21 protein-coding genes and 1 riboswitch are annotated in these 19,572 nt (G+C 41.0%); all 21 genes read left to right on the forward strand.

What is annotated here, in order from left to right:
• The first annotated feature begins 3 nt into the window (after positions 1–3).
• The 21 genes from AB4135_RS14405 to AB4135_RS14505 all read left to right on the forward strand — a co-directional run bounded on the left by AB4135_RS14405 (position 4) and on the right by AB4135_RS14505 (position 19,544).
• The gene (locus tag AB4135_RS14405; protein WP_371993927.1) at positions 4–1,848 is read left to right on the forward strand and encodes a protein kinase domain-containing protein; all 1,845 of its coding nucleotides are present in this window, start codon (positions 4–6) and stop codon (positions 1,846–1,848) included.
• Positions 1,849–1,919: 71 nt separating this feature from the next.
• Positions 1,920–3,071, forward strand: coding sequence for a tetratricopeptide repeat protein (locus tag AB4135_RS14410; RefSeq protein WP_371993929.1), 1,152 nt, complete (start codon positions 1,920–1,922; stop codon positions 3,069–3,071).
• 684 nt (positions 3,072–3,755) lie between these two features.
• Complete coding sequence (locus AB4135_RS14415; RefSeq protein WP_371993931.1) at positions 3,756–4,391, forward strand: LuxR C-terminal-related transcriptional regulator; 636 nt, start codon at positions 3,756–3,758, stop codon at positions 4,389–4,391.
• A 237-nt stretch (positions 4,392–4,628) separates the two neighbouring features.
• A complete protein-coding gene (gene hinT, locus AB4135_RS14420; RefSeq protein ID WP_371993932.1) occupies positions 4,629–4,985 on the forward strand; it encodes a purine nucleoside phosphoramidase in 357 nt (118 codons plus the stop codon).
• A complete protein-coding gene (locus AB4135_RS14425; RefSeq protein ID WP_371993934.1) occupies positions 4,982–5,485 on the forward strand; it encodes a PaaI family thioesterase in 504 nt (167 codons plus the stop codon). Before hinT ends, AB4135_RS14425 begins: the two co-directional genes overlap by 4 nt.
• Entirely contained in the window at positions 5,478–5,948 is a 471-nt protein-coding gene (locus AB4135_RS14430) for a PaaI family thioesterase (protein ID WP_371993936.1), read from the forward strand. The genes AB4135_RS14425 and AB4135_RS14430 overlap by 8 nt, the downstream gene beginning before the upstream one ends.
• Positions 5,949–5,999: 51 nt before the next feature.
• Complete coding sequence (locus tag AB4135_RS14435; protein ID WP_371993938.1) at positions 6,000–6,389, forward strand: YcfL family protein; 390 nt, start codon at positions 6,000–6,002, stop codon at positions 6,387–6,389.
• Positions 6,390–6,509: 120 nt separating this feature from the next.
• A riboswitch (TPP riboswitch) is annotated at positions 6,510–6,641 on the forward strand.
• A gap of 51 nt (positions 6,642–6,692) precedes the next feature.
• Positions 6,693–8,891, forward strand: a complete 2,199-nt coding sequence (locus AB4135_RS14440) for a TonB-dependent receptor (protein ID WP_371993940.1) — start codon at positions 6,693–6,695, stop codon at positions 8,889–8,891.
• Positions 8,892–8,947: 56 nt separating this feature from the next.
• Positions 8,948–9,208 carry a hypothetical protein gene (locus tag AB4135_RS14445; RefSeq protein WP_220737490.1) on the forward strand — a complete coding sequence of 87 codons (261 nt, stop codon included), beginning with the start codon at positions 8,948–8,950 and terminating at the stop codon, positions 9,206–9,208.
• 92 nt (positions 9,209–9,300) lie between these two features.
• Entirely contained in the window at positions 9,301–9,960 is a 660-nt protein-coding gene (gene pnuC, locus AB4135_RS14450) for a nicotinamide riboside transporter PnuC (RefSeq protein WP_371993942.1), read from the forward strand.
• Complete coding sequence (locus tag AB4135_RS14455) at positions 9,957–10,982, forward strand: phosphotransferase (RefSeq protein ID WP_371993944.1); 1,026 nt, start codon at positions 9,957–9,959, stop codon at positions 10,980–10,982. Before pnuC ends, AB4135_RS14455 begins: the two co-directional genes overlap by 4 nt.
• A gap of 127 nt (positions 10,983–11,109) precedes the next feature.
• Positions 11,110–11,952 carry a DUF6279 family lipoprotein gene (locus AB4135_RS14460; RefSeq protein WP_371993946.1) on the forward strand — a complete coding sequence of 281 codons (843 nt, stop codon included), beginning with the start codon at positions 11,110–11,112 and terminating at the stop codon, positions 11,950–11,952.
• 100 nt (positions 11,953–12,052) lie between these two features.
• Positions 12,053–12,646 carry a DoxX family protein gene (locus AB4135_RS14465; RefSeq protein ID WP_371993948.1) on the forward strand — a complete coding sequence of 198 codons (594 nt, stop codon included), beginning with the start codon at positions 12,053–12,055 and terminating at the stop codon, positions 12,644–12,646.
• Between the two features lie 111 nt (positions 12,647–12,757).
• Positions 12,758–13,306: an NAD(P)H nitroreductase gene (locus AB4135_RS14470; RefSeq protein ID WP_371993950.1), complete on the forward strand. Its 549-nt coding sequence runs from the start codon at positions 12,758–12,760 to the stop codon at positions 13,304–13,306.
• Between the two features lie 67 nt (positions 13,307–13,373).
• Positions 13,374–13,979 (forward strand): GNAT family N-acetyltransferase, encoded by a 606-nt coding sequence (locus tag AB4135_RS14475; protein WP_371993952.1) that lies wholly within the window; start codon positions 13,374–13,376, stop codon positions 13,977–13,979.
• Between the two features lie 130 nt (positions 13,980–14,109).
• Positions 14,110–14,514, forward strand: coding sequence for a hypothetical protein (locus AB4135_RS14480; protein ID WP_371993954.1), 405 nt, complete (start codon positions 14,110–14,112; stop codon positions 14,512–14,514).
• A gap of 149 nt (positions 14,515–14,663) precedes the next feature.
• Positions 14,664–15,053: a hypothetical protein gene (locus AB4135_RS14485; protein WP_371993955.1), complete on the forward strand. Its 390-nt coding sequence runs from the start codon at positions 14,664–14,666 to the stop codon at positions 15,051–15,053.
• A gap of 391 nt (positions 15,054–15,444) precedes the next feature.
• Positions 15,445–16,131, forward strand: coding sequence for an ABC transporter ATP-binding protein (locus AB4135_RS14490; protein ID WP_371993957.1), 687 nt, complete (start codon positions 15,445–15,447; stop codon positions 16,129–16,131).
• The gene (locus AB4135_RS14495) at positions 16,121–17,143 is read left to right on the forward strand and encodes an HlyD family secretion protein (RefSeq protein ID WP_371993959.1); all 1,023 of its coding nucleotides are present in this window, start codon (positions 16,121–16,123) and stop codon (positions 17,141–17,143) included. Before AB4135_RS14490 ends, AB4135_RS14495 begins: the two co-directional genes overlap by 11 nt.
• Positions 17,140–18,306 carry an efflux RND transporter periplasmic adaptor subunit gene (locus AB4135_RS14500; protein ID WP_371993961.1) on the forward strand — a complete coding sequence of 389 codons (1,167 nt, stop codon included), beginning with the start codon at positions 17,140–17,142 and terminating at the stop codon, positions 18,304–18,306. Before AB4135_RS14495 ends, AB4135_RS14500 begins: the two co-directional genes overlap by 4 nt.
• Before the next feature lie 56 nt (positions 18,307–18,362).
• Positions 18,363–19,544, forward strand: a complete 1,182-nt coding sequence (locus AB4135_RS14505) for an efflux RND transporter periplasmic adaptor subunit (protein ID WP_371993999.1) — start codon at positions 18,363–18,365, stop codon at positions 19,542–19,544.
• The last annotated feature ends 28 nt before the right edge of the window (positions 19,545–19,572 follow it).

Consider the following 19,572-nt stretch of genomic DNA (forward strand, 5'->3'; position numbering starts at 1 on the left):
TCGATGAATATGCATTCTGAGGTTATTGCAGCTAATAATCTTGATGACAATCTGTCTTCATTGGCAACGAGTCATGATATCGAGTGGCAAAAGACTAAGTGCAATTTAGTCGTTAAGGCTGGTCAGTATTCTGATAAAGGTGTTAAAACGGCCAATGAAGATGCCATTGGGATCCGAATTCCTAGCGGCTTAATGTTAACCACCAAAGGGGTTGTTGCTGCGATTAGTGATGGCGTTAGTACTGCTGAGGGAGGCGCAGCAGCTTCCGCTATTAGCGTAAGTAATTTTCTCGCCGACTATTATTCAACGCCTGATCTTTGGTCAGTTCAAAAATCAAGTACCCAAGTGTTAACAGCACTAAATCGATGGCTTTATGGACTAGGGCAAGATTATCGAGATGCACGAAGAGGCTATGTTTGTACCTTAAGTGCATTAGTTTTTAAGTCACGTCATTTGCACCTGTTTCATGTTGGGGATTCAAGAATTTACCGCTACCGTAATGGCACATTGGATAAGCTAAGCCACGATCACACCAGTATAGTGGGTAATAATCAACGTTACCTTGCCCGGGCTCTGGGGTTGGATGTGAATGTTGAGGTGGACTATCGTATGTTAGCGCTAGAGGAGGGAGACTTATACCTGCTAACGACTGACGGAGTGCATGATGTTGTAACTGACTTTGAATTAGAGCGGAAGTTAGCACGATTTAATCAAACTCAACAAGCTAACAGTTTAAGCGCGCATTTCACTGACGAAAAGTGTGATAGATTCTGCCATAAACTGGTCAATTCAGCCCTCCAGTTAGGCTGCCAAGATAACATTAGTTGTCAGTTATTATATATTGACGCCTTGCCAGAACAAACCATTGATGAAGTGTATCAACATCTATCTAAGTTGCCCTTTCCACCGCCTCTGAGTGTTGGAATGAAGCTCGATGGATATTCGGTGGTAGATATTCTGCACCAAAGCCAAAGAAGCCAAGTTTATTTAGTCAAGAATCAGCAGGGTCGTTTATCGTGCATGAAAACGCCTTCAGTAAACTACTTAGATGATGCAGCCTATATTGAACGATTTTTATTGGAAAGCTGGATAGGCAGACGAATTAATAGTCCCCATGTGGTGTCAATAGTTGACCGTGATAAACAGAAATCAGCGCTTTATTATCTAACAGAATATATTGACGGACAATTACTAAGCCAATGGATAAAGCATAACCCGACGCCAGATATACAGGAGGTTTTAGCTTTGTTAAAGCAGTTGGCGATAGGGGTAAGAGCGTTTCACCGTAAGGAAACTCTGCATCAAGATCTAAAGCCTGACAACTTGATATTGACCAATGATGGTCAGCTTAAAGTTATCGATTTTGGTTCATGTTTCATTAAAGGTATTGCTGAGATCGCCAGCCCCCTAGAGCGCGACTGTATACTAGGAACCGCCGATTATTCAGCGCCAGAAAGTATTCTAGGTTATCAAGTGACGGAAAGAACAGATCTTTACTCCATTGCCGTTATCGCTTTTGAAATGTTAACGGGTCAGTTACCTTTTAACGGTAAGCAGCAAACTTGTAGATCAAAGCTTGATTTTATGCGGCTTGAATATGTTCCAAGTTATGAAATTAACCCTTTGATCCCAATCTGGATGGACAATGCTCTTAAAAAGGCATTGAGTGTGGCACCTGAATATAGGCAAGCAGACTGCAGTGAATGGCTGTTTGAAATGACTGAGCCGGTAAAAACTTGGCAACGTTCAGTGACTAAGCCTGCATTAATAGAACGGAACCCACTGCTATTTTGGCGCTCATTGAGCGTGTTGCTGGGGCTAGCTTTGGTACTACTTGCGTTATTCTGAGGTTGTTTACCGTACTGTTGTAGTTAGCATCTGCTTGGTATATCTTTGAATATAAGGACATAGCTATGTAAATGGAATTTATGAAGTACCTGTTGTTAGTATGCTTAATTGTAAGTGGTTGCCAGACAGTGTCTGCTCCGATTCACCAGCCTACCCAGATGCCGATATTAGCGTATGAAGTAGATGCCAGTGAATATGAAATACCTGAGCCAGAAAGCTTATTTTCTTTAACTGCTGAGCAAGTTGCAGAATTTAAGCGTTTTCAATTACAGAGTGATGTCGACACATTACTCCCGTTTCAACAGGTCAAACATTTTATTGAAAAACGCTTGGTCAACTTTAACTATGAAGGCAAAAACTACAGCGCGTCCGAGGCATTAGAACTTAACCAAGGTAACTGTATGTCCTTGGCTCTTTTAACCTATGCAATCGCCAGCGAGTTCCAAGTCGATATATCATTTCAACTCTTACATACTATGCCTGTTTTACTCGATGTAACAGACCAATACTCTGTAACGTCAGATCATGTTAGAACATTTCTTTATGAGAATAATAATGATGAAAGCAACACTATATTTTCTGGTAGTAAAAGGGTTGCAATAGACTACTTTCCTGGTCGTTATGACAGAGGTGGGAAAAAGGTCTATAGTAATGAGTTCTTCGCGATGCTGTATCGAAATTTAGCTGCGGATGCATTGTTCAGTGATGACTTACCACTAGCCTATTTATTACTTAAAAAAAGTTTATCTTTTAGCCAAACTTATGGGCCTTCAATTAACATGTTGGCCGTTGTTTTGCGACGGTTAGGTGATGTAGAAACCGCTGAGAGCTTATACCGGTATGGATTAGAGGTTTCAGAAGATAAAGTGACTTTATTGAGTAATTATCACTATTTACTCGTTAACCAAGGTCGCATAGCTGAAGCCGCAGTAGTGAAAAAGCAATTGCTTGAATTAGATGATAGCAGCCCTTATAAATGGTATTTAGTGGCACAGGATTCGATAGCCGCGGCTGACTACGTAAGTGCAAAAGTGTACCTCAACAAATTTATTGATAACACGCATTATTTCCATAAGGCGTATTTTGATCTGGCAAAAGTACATTTTAAACTTGATGAACCAGAGCTGGCCAAAAAAGCATTACGCAAAGCACTCGATTATACGGAATTACCCAAGAATAAGCAGCGTTATCAGGCTAAGCTAGCATGGCTAAATTTACATTAGCTGGTGCTCGTATTAACACCAAGCTTTAATCTGAAGTAGAATTTGGTGTTAATACTCTACTTTCATATATTATGATCTTTATCTTGAAAACGAATAAATTGAGTTGTTGTAGTTCAAAAGTAATGCGTACTTACTGTAATTAGATTGTAATTAATAACTATTTGGTCTAATAGCATATGAGGCCGAGGTTATGAGGCTGGAAATTAACGTATGAAATGCTTTTTGTGTTTAAGTTATTATTCTAATGATGGCAGTAATACTTTTTTACAGGAGATATATTAAAAAATATTGAATTGTATGATTTGATATAAGCTATCTGTTACTTATTTAGCGTTACCTTGTAATGGTTGTTACAACAGTGGTTTAGGGTGGGTTTTTTTGTATTTTCGCGTCTCTTGCATGCTATCCGGTTTCAGATTAAAAGGTAGGTATCATTAAGTATTCTATGTCTATTTCCGTAAACATATAATTTCACTTTAATATTATTCATCTTTTTAAATCAGTCCTTAGTGCTAGCTATATACTTATGTTCGATACATATGTGAGTATTGAATGCTGAGGTAGTGTTAACACCTTCAACATTAGAATATTTCAATATTTTATTCTTTGGGTTCGTTTATTATCCTAGATGTGTATTACACTTGTACACACAAGGATTGTTATACGATAAACATGGAGAGTCGGATGTTTAAGGTTATGCACTGGGTTATGGTTACCCGCTCACAAATATTAGTTGATCTACTTAATACTAGATGGCCACAACAGTTTTTAGTCAAAATTCATAATGTTGCACCGGATAATATTATTGATAATTTTACCGAAAATCGTGTAGGTTTAGTGCTAATTGATCTTTCGAGTGTCGATATTCAAAAGGCATATCAAATCCAGAAAAAATTGGATAAAGAACGCAGTGGCGTAAAGGTTGTTTTCATTCATTATCCTCAGCAGGTCGATGCTCGTTTTTTAGTTCAACAAAATATCACCGCGGGTGTCTTTTACTCGGATGCAACCTTAGATTGCATAGGCACTGGAATGGCTAAAATTATCCAAGGGCAAACAGCAATTCCTGATGAGTTTAACCGTGGCCATTTAAATGATGTAGAGGATGATGAGGAATCTGAGACTTTAACAATGAGAGAGCGAGAGGTATTGCAGGTATTGCGCTCTGGCAGTACTAATATTGATATAGCAAATCAATTGTTTGTAAGTGAGAGTACGATCAAAACTCACCTCTATAGAGCCTTTAGAAAAATAGGTGTATCGAGCCGCGGACAAGCAATCGCTTGGGCACAAACAAACATGCATGAAGTGGTTTTGTAAATAGCATCATTTAAGCTGATTTCATTAGCGCTTACCTAAGCGCAACACCGATGCATTGATCTTAGATTTTGTCGCTTTTATGTATGGCGACATTAAGTTTATTTATTTTAGCCTTTATCACTACACAATTGCTCTTATCCATACTTAGTTTGCTGTTTGTACGCTAAAATTCGTCAATCGCTTGATGCGATTTTTCGAGTATACTAGTACATAACTTATGTTAATGAGGGCAGCAAAGTGGCCGAAGAAACCATATTCAGTAAAATTATACGACGTGAGATCCCAGCAGATATTCTATTTCAAGATGAGCTGGTAACCGCATTTAGAGACATTAGTGCTCAAGCTCCTACCCATATACTGATCATTCCAAACCACCTTATCCCGACTGCAAACGATATTAAAGCATCTGATGAAAAGGCGCTTGGCAGAATGATGTCTGTAGCGGCTAAGTTAGCGCAAGAAGAGGGGATTGCTGAAGACGGTTACCGATTGATCATCAATTGCAATCAACACGCTGGACAAGAGGTGTTTCATATCCATATGCATTTAGTCGGAGGCCACTCATTAGGACCTATGTTGAGTAAAAATCGATGAAAAACACTGCCGAAGTTTTCCCGTTAACGGAGATGGCAAGTCGATTTGTAGCGCAGCTCACTCAATGCCAAAAATTAAAACTGAAAGTGCTAGAGGGAAGTAGTAAACATGTCCTGATTGAGCTGCCTTACGATACTCAACTTATCGGTTACCCAGATACTGGCGTTATTCATGGCGGTGTTATTACAACCTTAATGGATACAGCGAGTGGTTGCGCCGTTGTTTGCTCTATTTTTGATAAATTTCGCTCGTTAGAGATTTCACCAACGCTCGATCTTAGAGTTGATTACATGAAGCCTGCAGAGCCTTTTAAACCTGTTTACGGCTTTGCCCAGTGCTATAAATTGTCATCTAGCGTTGCGTTTACTCGAGCAATTGCTTACCAAGATTCTATAGATGATCCGATTGCCCATGCGGTTGGTTCATTTATGCGTATCAGTCCTGAAATGGTCGGTGAAGAGTTTAGGCAGGCTTTAATGGGGGAACCACGTAATGACTAACCCAAGCGCAGATGAATGTGAACAAGCAAAGCTTGATGTGAAAAGTATTATTCGTAAAGCCACAGAGCTCAACGATTTTGGCCATCTACTTGAACATGTCCCCTATGCAAAATTCATTGGCATGGAAGTCGACCGGTTTGGTGACGAGTTAATTTTTAAACTACCCGCAAAGGATGACAATATTGGTAACCCTGTATTGCCTGCACTTCATGGTGGTGTTATTGCGGGTTTCATGGAGATGTCCGCAATCGTTCAATTAATGGTATTTATGCAAACCAGTAAAGTGCCTAAAGTTGTCGATTTTTCAATTGATTATTTAAGGGCTGGTTACCACAAAGATAGCTTTGCAGAGTGTAAAATAACCCGCCAAGGTCGACGGGTGGCTAATGTAAGTATTAATTGTTGGCAGACCAATCGTAAGCATTTAATCGCAACCGCAAGAGCACATTTCTTAATCGATTAAACTAGCTTATTCTTGTATTAACAATCAAAGAGTATATTTCAGGGGACTAATATGAAAAAACTGATCCTAGGCTTGTTTACCGCCTTACTTGTAACGGCTTGTGCGCCACATACTGCAGGCTTGATGGCTGGTTCAAAAGGCGAAGTCCGAATAGATAACAGTACTTTTGGTAAAGAGGTTGAAGTTCAAAGGGTAATGGCTCGTCCAGAAGGAGGCTTTCTACAAGGCAGCGGTACTATTATCAGCAAAGTCTCTACAGATTTACGCCTACAGTATAAATTTACTTGGTTCGATACTAGCGGTATGACAATCGATGATGAAGGTGTCAGTTGGAAATCGGTAAAGCTTCACGGAAAACAACAACTACAAGTATCAGCGGTTGCACCAAATGCTAATGCTAGCCGTTTTGAATTGTACGTAAGAAAAGCATTTTCAAATTAAGCTTTAATCGCTCTGGTTCACATATGTTAATAAAACGTCAGTAGATCTGGCGTTTTTTTATGCGAAACGTTCAAGTAACGCAAGAAGGGTGTCATGGTTTTGTAAAATTCATGTATAATCAGCCGCGCCAAGGGGTGTTAAAGTCTATAGAGCGAAAGTTGTATTTTTATAGGCTTAACTGAGATGTTGAAAAACAAACCCTTTGAACCTGATCCGGCTAATACCGGCGTAGGAATGGGCCACAATTCATTTCCCGATCGCTTCTTTATGTTGCCGGATCTCAAAATTAAAATTTGAGGTCCTATGTTATATCCAAAAGTTTATTCTCCTATTGCGCTAGCTGTTATGTCAGCGCTAATTTCACAACCTGCACTATCTGAAACCAACACGGATACGCCTCACGACGAAATGGAAGTGATGGTTGTTACTTCTGATTTTCGTGGTACTAGCTTAGAGAAAATGCCATCGAGTGTTACCGTCATCGATCAACAGCAAATTGAAGATGAAGGTGCACAGCACTTCGAAGACGTCTTAAATTCTATTGCTAACTTCAACTGGTCTGGCGGTAGTTCACGGCCTAAGTATTTCCAAATTCGCGGCGTAGGTGAACAAGAAGAGTATCAAGGCGCACCTAACTCATCGGTCGGTTTCATTGTTGATGATATTGACTTATCTGGTTTGGGCATGGTTTCGAGTATGTATGATCTGCAACAGGTCGAAGTACTCCGAGGGCCGCAAGGCACCCAGTATGGTGCTAATGCGTTAGCCGGTCTTATCTATCTGAAGAGTAACGATCCAACTGATGTATTTGAAAATGGTGCCGAGGTTTCACTTGGTGATGATAACTTGCAAACTTTTAGCGGGTTTAGCTCTGGCCCACTGATAGATTCTGGTAATTTGCTGTACCGGGTGTCGCTACAACAACACCAGCAAGATGGTTACAGAGATAACCTTTATCTTGGCGTGAGTGATAGCAATCAACGTGATGAGTTTACCGGGCGAGCTAAATTGCGTTGGTATGCCACTGAAGATTTAGAGATTGATTTAACCTTCTTACACGCAAACTATAATAATGGTTATGATGCTTGGACATTAGATAATAATGGTTTCGATACATTAACTGATGCTCCTGGTGTTGATAAGCAAAAGACCACCGGTAGTTCTTTAAAGTTTACCTACACAGGCGCTGAAAAATTTGACATCACCTCGTTAACGTCATTTGCTAGCTCTGATACTCGCCATAACTACGATGGAGACTGGGCCAACCCAGATTATTGGGCAAGTAAAAGTTGTATTGAATATGACGACAATTGGAACGAAATAGGCAATGCACCATGTGTATATGATTACACTTGGGATAAAGAAGGGGATAGAAAGACCTACACTCAGGAGTTTAGGTTTAGCTCGAATGAGTCTGGCAGGATTTTTTCAGATACTACCGACTGGTTGATTGGCATTTATGCCATGAATTTAGATGAAAAAAACGCTCTAGAATCTTTTTACAACGGATCCCCTGATGAGTCCGTTGATTCTGACTATGAAGCAACTAATTATGCTGTGTTTGGACAATTAGATAGCCAGCTTGGAAATGATTATTTTCTATCTGTTGGTTTGCGAGTCGAAGAACGAGATGTGGAGTATAACGAAACTCGTTTGATTGATGATGAGTTTAAAAATGCTAAATACACGCCAAATGAGACTATGTGGGGCGGCCATATCGCATTAAGTAAGGCTTTGTCTGCCAATCAAGAATCTTACATTCGAGTGGCTCGTGGTTATAAAGCCGGTGGCTTTAATATGGCTTTACCAGATCAGTTAGCAGATAAAACTGAATACGATACTGAGATTCTTTATAACTACGAATTAGGATTGAAATCGACGTGGTTTAATGGACTAGCAAGTACAAATTTAGCTGTATTCTATATGGATAGACAAGATCAGCAAGTCGCTGCTTCGCAACAAGATTCAGAGAATCAACAGCGATTCTATTTATTTACGGAAAACGCAGGTAGTTCTCATAACTATGGTGCAGAACTAGACGGTACTTGGTATGCAACCGATAATTTAAGTATCTACGGCAGCATCGGTTGGTTAGAAACTGCTTACGGTGACTATGAATATTACGTTGACGAAGATACTACGGTCGATCTATCTGGTCGAGAGTTAGCCCATTCGCCAAATTTCACCTTTAGTGTTGGTGGTACGTATCGCACTGATTCTGGTTGGTTTGCTAATGTTAATGCTAGCGGTAAAAGTGATTTCTATTACTCAGACAGTAATGAATCAAAATCAGACGCCTATCAAATATTTAATGCCAAAATAGGCTATGAAGCAGATATGTGGTCAGCGTACCTTTGGGGACGTAATCTATTTGATGAAAAGTATGGTGTTCGTGGGTTCTATTTCGGCAATGAGCCTGATTTAGGCTGGGCAGATAAGCAATATATACGCTATGGTGATCCGCGTCAGCTAGGACTGACAGTAAACGTTAAGTTTATGTAATTACTGAGTATTAAGTTTAAATCTTGTTACACGTTATCAATATTAAGGTCATCAATATGAAGTTAACAGCAGAGATAAGTTGCTATCCATTACAAGACAACTATTTGGACCCTATAAAGTGGTTTATTGGCCGAGTCGATAGCTACGACAATATCCATCGCGTGACTAACGCAATGGCGACTCAAGTGTGTGGTGAATATGCTGAAGTCATGGCAATGTTGGCAACCGAGATGGAAGCCGCTCACGAGAAGTGGGGCAAAGCTGTGTTTGTGTGTAAATTCATCGGTGGTGAGCTAGATTTGAGCCATAGTGAATAAACAAGAGTGCTAAATAGAAAAGGCCACAAGGTATTAATGATACTTTGTGGCTTTTTATTATTGTTATTATTTGAATAGAGAGCGAATATTTCATGGCAGATTTTTGGCTATTGATAAATGAAGGCTTTGCAGGCGTGTTTAATGATGCTCAAGCATTGACAGGCTGGGAAGCTATCGCGGTATTACTAGCATTGGCTTATCTTATTTTGGCCATGAAGGGCAGTGTTTGGTGTTGGCCAGCTGCATTGACGAGCACAGCAATCTATACGGTGCTATTTTGGAAAGTCTCTTTACTGATGGAGTCGGTGCTAAATGTGTATTACATGGCGATGGCGGTCTATGGTTATTGGATGTGGACTAAAGGTGGAAAAGCCCATGAAGGGGTTAATATTGTCTCCTGGAGCTTGTCGACTCATCTAAAGCTAATTGCTGGAACAAGCTTAATGTCAGTCGTTATTGGCTACTTTATGGCAACTCAAACTCAAGCCTCTTTCCCATATTTGGATGCTGCTACCACCTGTTTTGCGGTCATGAGTACATTTTTGGTTGCAAAAAAGGTATTAGAGAACTGGATCTACTGGTTTGTGATTGATGCTGTTTCTATCTATCTTTATGTCAGCAAAGGCTTGATGTTAACTTCAGCACTGTTCGTATTTTATGTGGTTATGGTGGTGTTTGGTTACTTTATGTGGCGCAGAAAAATGCACGCTCAACAAGGCAATGTGGCAATGTCACCAGGAATTGCCTTGTGAGTGAATCGCTTCAGCAAGAGTTGGCACACTATCTATCGGCATCGGGCCTGACCAAAGTAACAGTGATAGCGGCGCTCACTCAAGGGTTGAGTAATCGTAACTACTATGTTCGAGGGCTGCACTCAAGTACGAGTGTCGAGTCTGAATGGGTGTTAAGAATTAACAGTTGGGCGAGTACACAGATCTGTGACCGAAGCAGTGAAATCGCTGCATGGTGCGATGCTAGTTATGCAGCGTTGGCGCCTAAAGTCGTTTACATTAGTCCGGAAAAAGACTTTTATTTGAGTGAGTATATTGCGCAGAATGACAATCAAAACTGGAGTGATTTGATTAGTGCTAATGGGGCGCACCCTTTATCAACTATCGGAGAAAGATGGCCTAATGCAGAGCAGCTATTGCTGCAGTTACTGAATGGTTTGAAAGCGCTACCTGTACCCCAAAATATTATCACAGTAGAGCAACAGTGGCAGATCTATCACGCTCGCTTAAGCCAGATGCAGCAACTACTCTGGCAGCACATTGATAATTCGCCACATTCAGCCGCTTGGTTACAACAGTATGATAAGTTACTCGCGCAACAAGACGCAGTTGCAGAGATGCTCGGTTCTCTCAATCTCTGCTTGATTAACAACCAGTTTAGTCACCGGGATTTAAACCCATTTAATATTTTGGTTATGCAAGATAAACTCAATTGTATTGACTTTGAATATGCCTGTAGCTCTCACCCATTATGTGATCTTGCATCAGTTATTTCGAGCCACTCATTGTCATCAAAGCAGCGACACTGGTTAATCGAAAATTATCTAGATAAACAAACCAATCTTAATCATCATGCTCAAGATGCTATACCTGCAGCGGTTGATCTATATTGGGTCTTTGCCGTCTGTTGGGCATTACAAATGGCTTTTGATAGTTTGATGTTGAATGGAAAGTTAAATGTTGACGCTGATACAATTAAACAGACCGAGAACTATTTAAGTTGTGCTAAGCAGTACCAAGGGTTAATCGCTAGCTATTCATAAGTGCTCACTTCATTAAACACCCGCGCGACTCATTACTGAAAAGGTCGACAAGGTAATACATTTTGTTACTAGACCATAAAGCAAACCATGTTCTATGCTAGATGAAAGCATCTGAATGGGGCCATAAGTGAAAAAACTATGTTTGTGGGCGTTTATTCTTATCTCGTTTCTAGGTTGCTCTACCAAAGTTGGTTATTACTTTCTCGACTGGGCAATAGAATGGAAGCTCGAAGAGTATGTCACATTAAATGACAAGCAAGAACAACAGTTTGACGTGGTACTAGATGATTTTTTAGTCTGGCATCGCAAGCAGGAACTGCCACGTTATCAAGCTCAACTTTCTCTGTTATCCGTTGAATTTAACAATCAGAGCTTTACGCAACAATCTTGGAATGACCACCTTGTCGCAGCGAAATCACACTGGATCCGAGTGTTTGATTTTGTTGAACCATCGTTAGTGCCAATTATCAGTTCATTTTCAGATCAACAAGTAGAACAGATCATTGCACAGTTAAGGGTTGACGAAAAAGAACTCAATAAGAAGTATCTAGGTAAGAGCCGATCTGAACTCATTGATATGGCCGATGAGCGTATTGAGAAACGCCTTAAGCGGTGGATGGGAAAGCTAACTACGGCTCAAAAATTGGCTGTACATGAATATAATGTAGCCCGTGGTGATACCTTAGATATGTGGTTAGAGTATCGCCATGAATGGATCCGCCTGTTTTCCCAAGCATTAAAAAATCGTCATAACCAAATGGCGCTTTCACATAGTTTGTCGTTATTGATGACCCAACCAGACACCGTAAAGTCTAAAGCTTATAAAACCGTGCTTGATAACAATTCAAAAATGTTTGGTGAACTGCTAATTAAGCTAGATGACCTCGCTAGCGCAAAACAAAAACAGCGATTTAATAAAAAATTGAATACACTCATCAAAGAGCTAACTGAAATTAGCCAAGAGGATTAGCGTCCATATTATCGACCTGCTATAGCTTAATCGATGACTGATGAAAGATTGTTATTGTTGTTAGGGTCTATTGAGATAATAGAATATACGAGGGAATGACATGCAACTTGCACAATTGTACCAAAAATTTTTAAACACAATACGTTACGCTGAAGGCATAGCTCCACTTGCATTACGGCTGTACCTGGCGCCAGTACTCATGCAGGCCGGTTACAATAAATTATCCCATTTTAGTGATACGGCTGCTTGGTTTGGTAATCCAGACTGGGGATTAGGATTACCGTTTCCTGAGTTAATGGTAGTTTTAGCAGCAGGTACAGAATTTGTCGGCGGGGGGTTACTGATACTAGGCTTGGCAACTCGACTGATTGCTATTCCGTTGTCGGTGACTATGTTGGTTGCGGCTTTTGCTGTTCATTGGGAAAATGGATGGTTGGCAATTGCAGATGCTAGTTCTTGGTTAGCCAATGAAAGTGTGTTGGCTTCAGCTGATAAATTAGACAAAGCAAAAGAGATTTTACAGCAACATGGTAACTATGAATGGCTAACCAGTTCAGGTAATTTTGTCATTTTGAACAATGGTATTGAGTTTGCGATTACATACTTGTTCATGTTGATGGCACTGATCTTTATGGGGGGCGGGCGTTACACGAGTCTTGATTATTATATTGCAAAGAGAAGTCAGATTGTTTAATCGCTGAAACAGAAGCCTTTATTAATTCCCACCAAATAGGTGGGATTTTTTTTATGGGCTTGCTACTCTCAAGCTAGTTAGTTTTTTTATCACAGTTTTAAGGATAATCTGTTGGACGCATTAACACTTTTATTAACTAGACAATCAACTCCACGCCTTATCGAGCCAGCTCCTACGAATGAGCAACTTAAGCATATTTTGGACGCCGGAGCACGCGTTCCCGATCATGCTGGTTTAACGCCGTGGGAATTTATTGTTGCGGCTGGTGATGGGCTTGAGCGGCTTGGAGCTATTTTTGCGGAAGCCTCTCAACTAAATGGTGCAGAAGCAGAGTTTATCGCCAAGGCCCAGAATATGCCATTAAGAGCGCCGATGGTCATCACTGTTGTTGCTAAAGTAAAACAACACCCCAAGGTACCTGAATTTGAACAACATCTTGCTGCCGGTTGTGCAGCAATGGCTATGCAACAGGCTGCATTTGCTCAAGGGCTTGGTGCAATTTGGCGTACAGGAGCGTTAGCTTTCGATAGAAACGTACATCAATCCTTGAGCCTTGATGAAACTGATCAGATTGTTGGGTTCCTCTATATAGGTACTCCCGCAATAAAAGCTAATCTAAAGCCGACAAAAGCAGGTTCAAGTTTTACGCGATATATTTAGCTAAGCACCTTTTACCGAGATCTTTTAGCAAAGTACAGAGGTGACTTAAACAACAAAGGAGGTTGAGGTGAACGCACAAGAAGTGAAAGACAATGCGTTAGTGGGTGAGCATGTCGTTCTAGAGCCATTAACATTGGCACATTCTCCAGCGCTCAGCATTGCAGTTGGAGATGGGGAGTTATGGCAACTTTGGTATACCAAGGTGCCGCGTCCCGAAGATATGAATGATTACATCACTCAAGCGCTGTTGGATGAACAAAAAGGTGAGTCACTAGCTTTTGCTGTCAGAGATAAACACTCTGGAGCGATAGTTGGTTGTACTAGGATTTGCCATTGGCAACAAAGTCACCGTCGCTTAGAGATCGGGCATACTTGGTATGCTAAAAGTGTTCAACGTACGGCGGTCAATACTGAGTGTAAGTTGTTGTTACTGAGTTATGCTTTTGAAACACTCGATGTGATAGCCGTTGAGTTTCGAACTCATATACACAATGAAGTGTCGCGGCAGGCCATTTGCCGTTTAGGTGCCAATCAAGATGGTATTTTGCGTAATCATCAAATTTTAGCTAATGGAACCATACGAGACACCGTGGTTTATTCGATTATTGACTCTGAATGGGTTGATGTTAAAAAGGGGCTAAGCCACAAACTGCAGGCTAATATAGGGTCATAGGCTATTGATAAATTGGGCCCTATTACGCCTCCTAATATCGAAGCTGTTTGTTTTTTCTGTTACGCTGGATATTAAACGTAAACTAAAGTAGAAATAGTTAAACGAACGATTATAAAAAAGGATTACTTTAATGTCAGGAACGATTCTTCCAAATACGTTGGCACTAGCCATTGGATTGCTCTCTTTTAATGCTGCGGCTGGTGATGCTGAGGATGCATTAACTAAAGAGTTAGCAGAGTGTGCTGCATATTATCAAATAGCCTCCAGTGCGATAGCCGCAATGAATGCGCCACAGATGCAAGCTGTGGGAGAGAGGTTGAAGGCTTCTGGTGAACAAGCGGTTAATATCGCAAATAAGTATCAAACTGAAGAGTATGTTACCCAAGCCGTTGCCGCGGCAACGAAACAGCATAAAGCGTCAATGCCAAACTCGAAAAGTTTAGGGCCATTAATGGGGAAATATAAAGAGAAATGCAAAGTGGTGATTAGTCAGCCTGATCAGCGCCTCGATTATTGGACGATGGCAACCATGTAATAGAAAAGAGAGCAAAAGCTCTCTTTTTTTGTAAGATTTTCCTGATAATGTCTGTCTTATTAGCTAATGCTATCACCATTAGATAAGCTACTATTTATCGATAGGGGCTAGTGGTGTGTTAGACAGACTTATTAGGGTTGGGACGTGTGATGAATATCTTCTTTTTACTCGCCGGTATACTTGCGGCATTGACCAGTATCGGACACTTAACATACGGTAAAAGACGTTTTCTAGGACCGATGCAACAAGCTGATTTTGAGCCTGTAGCGAAAACCATCATGTATTGTGTATTTCACTATATTTCAATTTTCTTGTTGTTATCTACTTTGGTACTACTAGCTTGTGCTTTTGAAGCCGTTTCGCAAATGCAAAGCTTTGGGATGCTGGCATTTATTGCACTAAACTTTGGTTTATTTGCCATTTGGCAACTATACATTGGGTTTATGAGTGGTCTTGAAAAGCCATTTAAAGAACTATTTCAATGGGTATTCTTTCTGAGTATTTCCATATTGACAATACTCGGTGTGATTTTGACATAGTACAAAATTTACCGGCAAGCACAACAAAGGCACACCAAATGGATATATGTTGGAAAACATGAATTATTTGCATTGTTTTCATCCACAGACACCTTGTTTTTTCAATTCAAGAACAGTAGGTTATTAGCATAATAAAAAATGTTTCAAATGGATTGAAACCACAATGTCAGGATGAACCATGCCAACAGTCTTCAAAACAAGCTTATCGTTGTTACCACAGTTTCTACTGCTACCTCCTCAAAGATTCAAGTTTTATCTTACCGTTTGAACATTTGACAATATCACGTTAATTTACAAATTTTTGTTAAGGTCTTGGCTATTTGATAGTGCCTTTAGTTGTATTATAGGTCGTTAGTCAGGCTGAGTTATTTGCTACATGAAGAGCATTATTATGATAGAAGTCCATGAATTAAAAAAAGAATATCCCATGGGTGATACATGTGTAAAAGCACTCAATGGAGTGAGTTTTAGTATCGCTAAAAATGAATTCGTTGCGATTATGGGGCCTTCAGGCTCGGGAAAGTCGACCTTAATGAATATTATTGGCTGCCTCGATAAACCGACATCGGGCAGTTATAGCCTAAATAATCAGGAAGTCGAAGATCTTGATGATGACGCTTTGTCGGCGGTCAGAAATAAAGAGATTGGTTTTGTGTTTCAGAGCTTTCATTTGTTGCCACGTCTATCAGCTTTACAGAATGTGCTATTGCCACTGAGGTTCTCAGCAAACCCAGAACAAGACTCAAGCTATGCCCATGAACTTCTGTCGAGAGTCGGGCTTGGTACTCGGCATGATCATCGACCTAATCAACTCTCTGGTGGACAAAGACAACGCGTCGCAATCGCCCGCTCTTTAGTGAACAAGCCAGCAATACTGTTGGCAGATGAGCCCACTGGTGCACTTGATAGTAAAACCTCAGTCGAGATAATGGCGCTTTTTACTGAATTACATAAAGCGGGACAAACCATTATTTTGGTCACTCATGAAGAGGAGGTCGCCGCATATGCTCAACGAATTATTCGCATGAGAGATGGTGATATTGTGGAGATAGAGGAGAGAGCGACCAATGCAGCTTAAATCCAAATTCGCCAATCTCAGTTGTTATCTCATGTTAATATTGTTGTCTAGCAGTGCCTTCGCTGAGAGCCACGCTGTTACCGCTACTCACCTGCAGTCGTTGGTCGATAGAGCGCCGTTATTATTGACAGGGCAGGTTTCTTCAGTCAATTCACAGACCATTATGGTTCCTAAAGCTGGTGATGCTTGGAACTATCAGATCCAATGGATGCTACCGGAAGGGAGCATTGCTAAAAAAGGCGACGTAGTCGTGATTTTTGACAAAAGCGCCATTGCTAATCGTATTGAGCAGCTTGAAGCTGGTCTGTTAAGAGTCACAGCACAAGAGCAAAACCAGTCTATTGAGCTGAACGCGCAATTGTTGCAAGCAGTGTTTGAAGTTAAAAAAGCAAAGTTAGAACTTGAAAAAGCGGATCTCGACGCAGCGGTACCGTCCGACTATATTCCTGCCAGAGATTATGCTGAGAACCAGTTTAATCAAATGAAAGCACAGTCAGAACTATCCAAAGTAGAGCAAGCTTTGAAAGAGATATCTGATAAACGTTCCGCTTCTTTATCTCAATTATTAATAGACAAAAAGCGAGCTAAATTAGAGCTAGCACAGGCCCTTGGCGGGTTAGAGCAGTTAGAAATTTACAGTCAAATCTCAGGCCCAATTCTTTATTCGCGTGATCCATGGTCGAACAGCAAATATGCAGTAGGTGATTCTGTACGCATAGGTCGACAAGTAGCAATGATCCCAGCACTCAAGGATCTAGAAATAGTGGCCTGGGTTAATGAAGTTGATGTTGATCGATTAGCAACCAAGATGCCGGTTAATTTGCGGCTTGATTCTCAATCAAAGGTAACACTCGTAGGCGCTATTGAGGGGATCAGTCGTCAAGCGACTAACCGAGTGGCGTGGGGCAGTGGCAATTGGTTTAGAGTTGAAATTAAGTTCTCCGTTGATAACACAGTGAAAATAATACCTGGTATGAGTGTGTTAGTTGAGCTTAAGGAGGAGGCATCATGAATAGGTCGTTAGTTATGGGCTTTGCTACTGGGCTAATGCTAATGGGTTGCAGTGATACGGCTGTAACCGAAGTTGAGCCCGGTATTCTTAGCCAACAAATCGAAGTGACTGGAGAGCTCGTTTCATCTAACACGGTAAATTTAAAGCCGCCTGTAATCCGACGAGTATGGCAGTACCAAGTCAAAATGTTAATTCCAGAAGGTACGACCGTAGAGAAAGGGGCAAGAGTCGCTCAGCTTGATACCGCAGAAGTTATGCAACGATTGTCTATCAAGTCGGCAAGTTTAGAAACCACAATACAAGATCTGGAAACTTCAAAGTTACGTAATGCTAAAAAACTGGAGGAATTAAAGCTTGAGCTTGCTGAAGCTAAAATGAATCAAGAGAAAAGCCAGCTTAAGGTTGATATATCTGATGAGACTACATCCGCGATAGATAAAAAGAAGAATCAACGTGACGCGACTATCGCAATTGATCGCGTCAGTTTAATCACTAAGAAGATAGCACTTGAAATTCAGAGTGCTGAACAAAGAGTCAAGATGCTGGAAGGAGATCAACTTAAGTTTCAATCTGAGGTTGATGTACTGAATACCGGCATTAAGTCACTCACATTATTTGCACCTCGCAGTGGTATGGTGGTTTACGGCAATAATCAACAAGGCAATAAGGTTGCCGAAGGGCAGAGTGTCTATAACGGTGACACTATTTTGAGTATTCCAGATCTGAAATTGATGCAGGTTGATATGACGATCCCAGAAGTGGAAGCTGGCAGAGTCAAAGTGGGCCAAAAATTAAAAATCCGACTCGATGCCAATCCTGAAAAGAGCTTTAACGGCTCCATAAGGGAGCTAGGTGCAGTATTTAGGATTAAAAACCAGGACGTCCCATTAGTTATTTTTGATGCAATAGCAAGTATAGATGATCCCGATACCGAAATGATGAGACCGGGCATGACCGCAAAAATCAGTATTGAAGTCATCAATGATGGCCCCGATTTATTACTGTCTTCAGATGCGGTCTACTATGACAAAGGAAAAGCTTACGTGTATACACCCGGTTTACTGGGCGATGCTAAGACTTATATTTCATTGGGCGCCATTGGTAAAGATCAAGTCGCTGTAACGTCAGGATTAAATGAAGGTGATGAGGTATTGCTACCATGAATATTTTCGGATTTCACGTTGGCCCGTTTAAGTTTACTCGTGTAAAAGTAGCGGCAATGAGTCTGGCTGTTTTCTCCATCGCGGGATGCGGTCAAAGTAAAACTGATGGCGTGTTAACTTTGGAGATAAAAGCGACCAATTTTAACGTTGACATTCCTGCAACTGGCGAGCTTGAAGCCAGCAATTCGACTTCAGTTAACGTACCTTCAGGGTTAAGAGGACCTCAATCGTTAGCTTGGATTTTACCTAATTTTAGTGACGTAAAAAAAGGTGATGTAGTAGCGCGTATGGACCCGACTAGAGAAAGCTATCGTTTAGAGATGGAGCAATTCGATTTTGATCGTTTAGGCTTGGATAGCTTGATCCAATCAGAGAAAGACAAAACCATCGATAAAAGCTTAAACACAGACACCAAGCTCACTGCCGAAGAACAACAATTAGCGGAGCAATTTTTCAGTGAAGATGAACGTGTATACACTAAGATAGACATTATCGAGCAGATGCGGAACCAAGGTTATTTGGCAGCAAAAATGCAGTTCTTTGACTGGGGGATCGACCAGCACGGCTCTCAAGCACAGGCGGAGCAGGATCTGATAAAACTTAAGCAGAAGGGGCACAAAGCTAAAATAAACCGCTTTGAAAACAACCTAAATAAGATGGAAATTGTTGCACCGCATGATGGTTTATTCGTTGCGCAGCCTGGCTGGAACGGTGTGGATCCTGTTGTTGGCGATATGATGTGGACTGGTATGACAATTGGTACCTTGCCTGATACGTCAAAGATGCAAGCCAAGCTCTATGTACTTGAGTCTGAAGCGTTGGGCTTGGCCGTTGGCAAGCCGGTCACCGTTTTTCTGGATGCTTACCCAAACTTACCTATTAACGGAACGCTTACTCAGCTTGATGCACTCGCAAAGTCTAAGGTACAAGACAGTCCAGTGAATTATTTTGAGATGAGAGTAAGCTTTGATAAAACGGATGAAGCGATTATGCAGCCCGGTCGTCAAGTCAATGCCAAAGTACATGCACTTGATCTACAAGAGGTCATTTCTATACCTAATCAGGCGTTATTTCAAAACTCTGGTGACTATTGGGTTTACCTAAAGTCGACTGAAGGCTTTATAAAACAAAAAGTTGTTCCTGGTAATCGAAGTTTAAATCGTACCGTTATTACCAACGGGCTTAATACCGGTGACACCATCGCATTGACCACTCCGCCGAAAAGGAATCGAATATGACGGGTAATAGGCCATCGGCAGAAAATCA

Origin of the sequence: Shewanella sp. 10N.286.54.B9 (assembly GCF_041468565.1) — a bacterium.
In the GTDB taxonomy this organism is placed as follows: domain Bacteria; phylum Pseudomonadota; class Gammaproteobacteria; order Enterobacterales; family Shewanellaceae; genus Shewanella.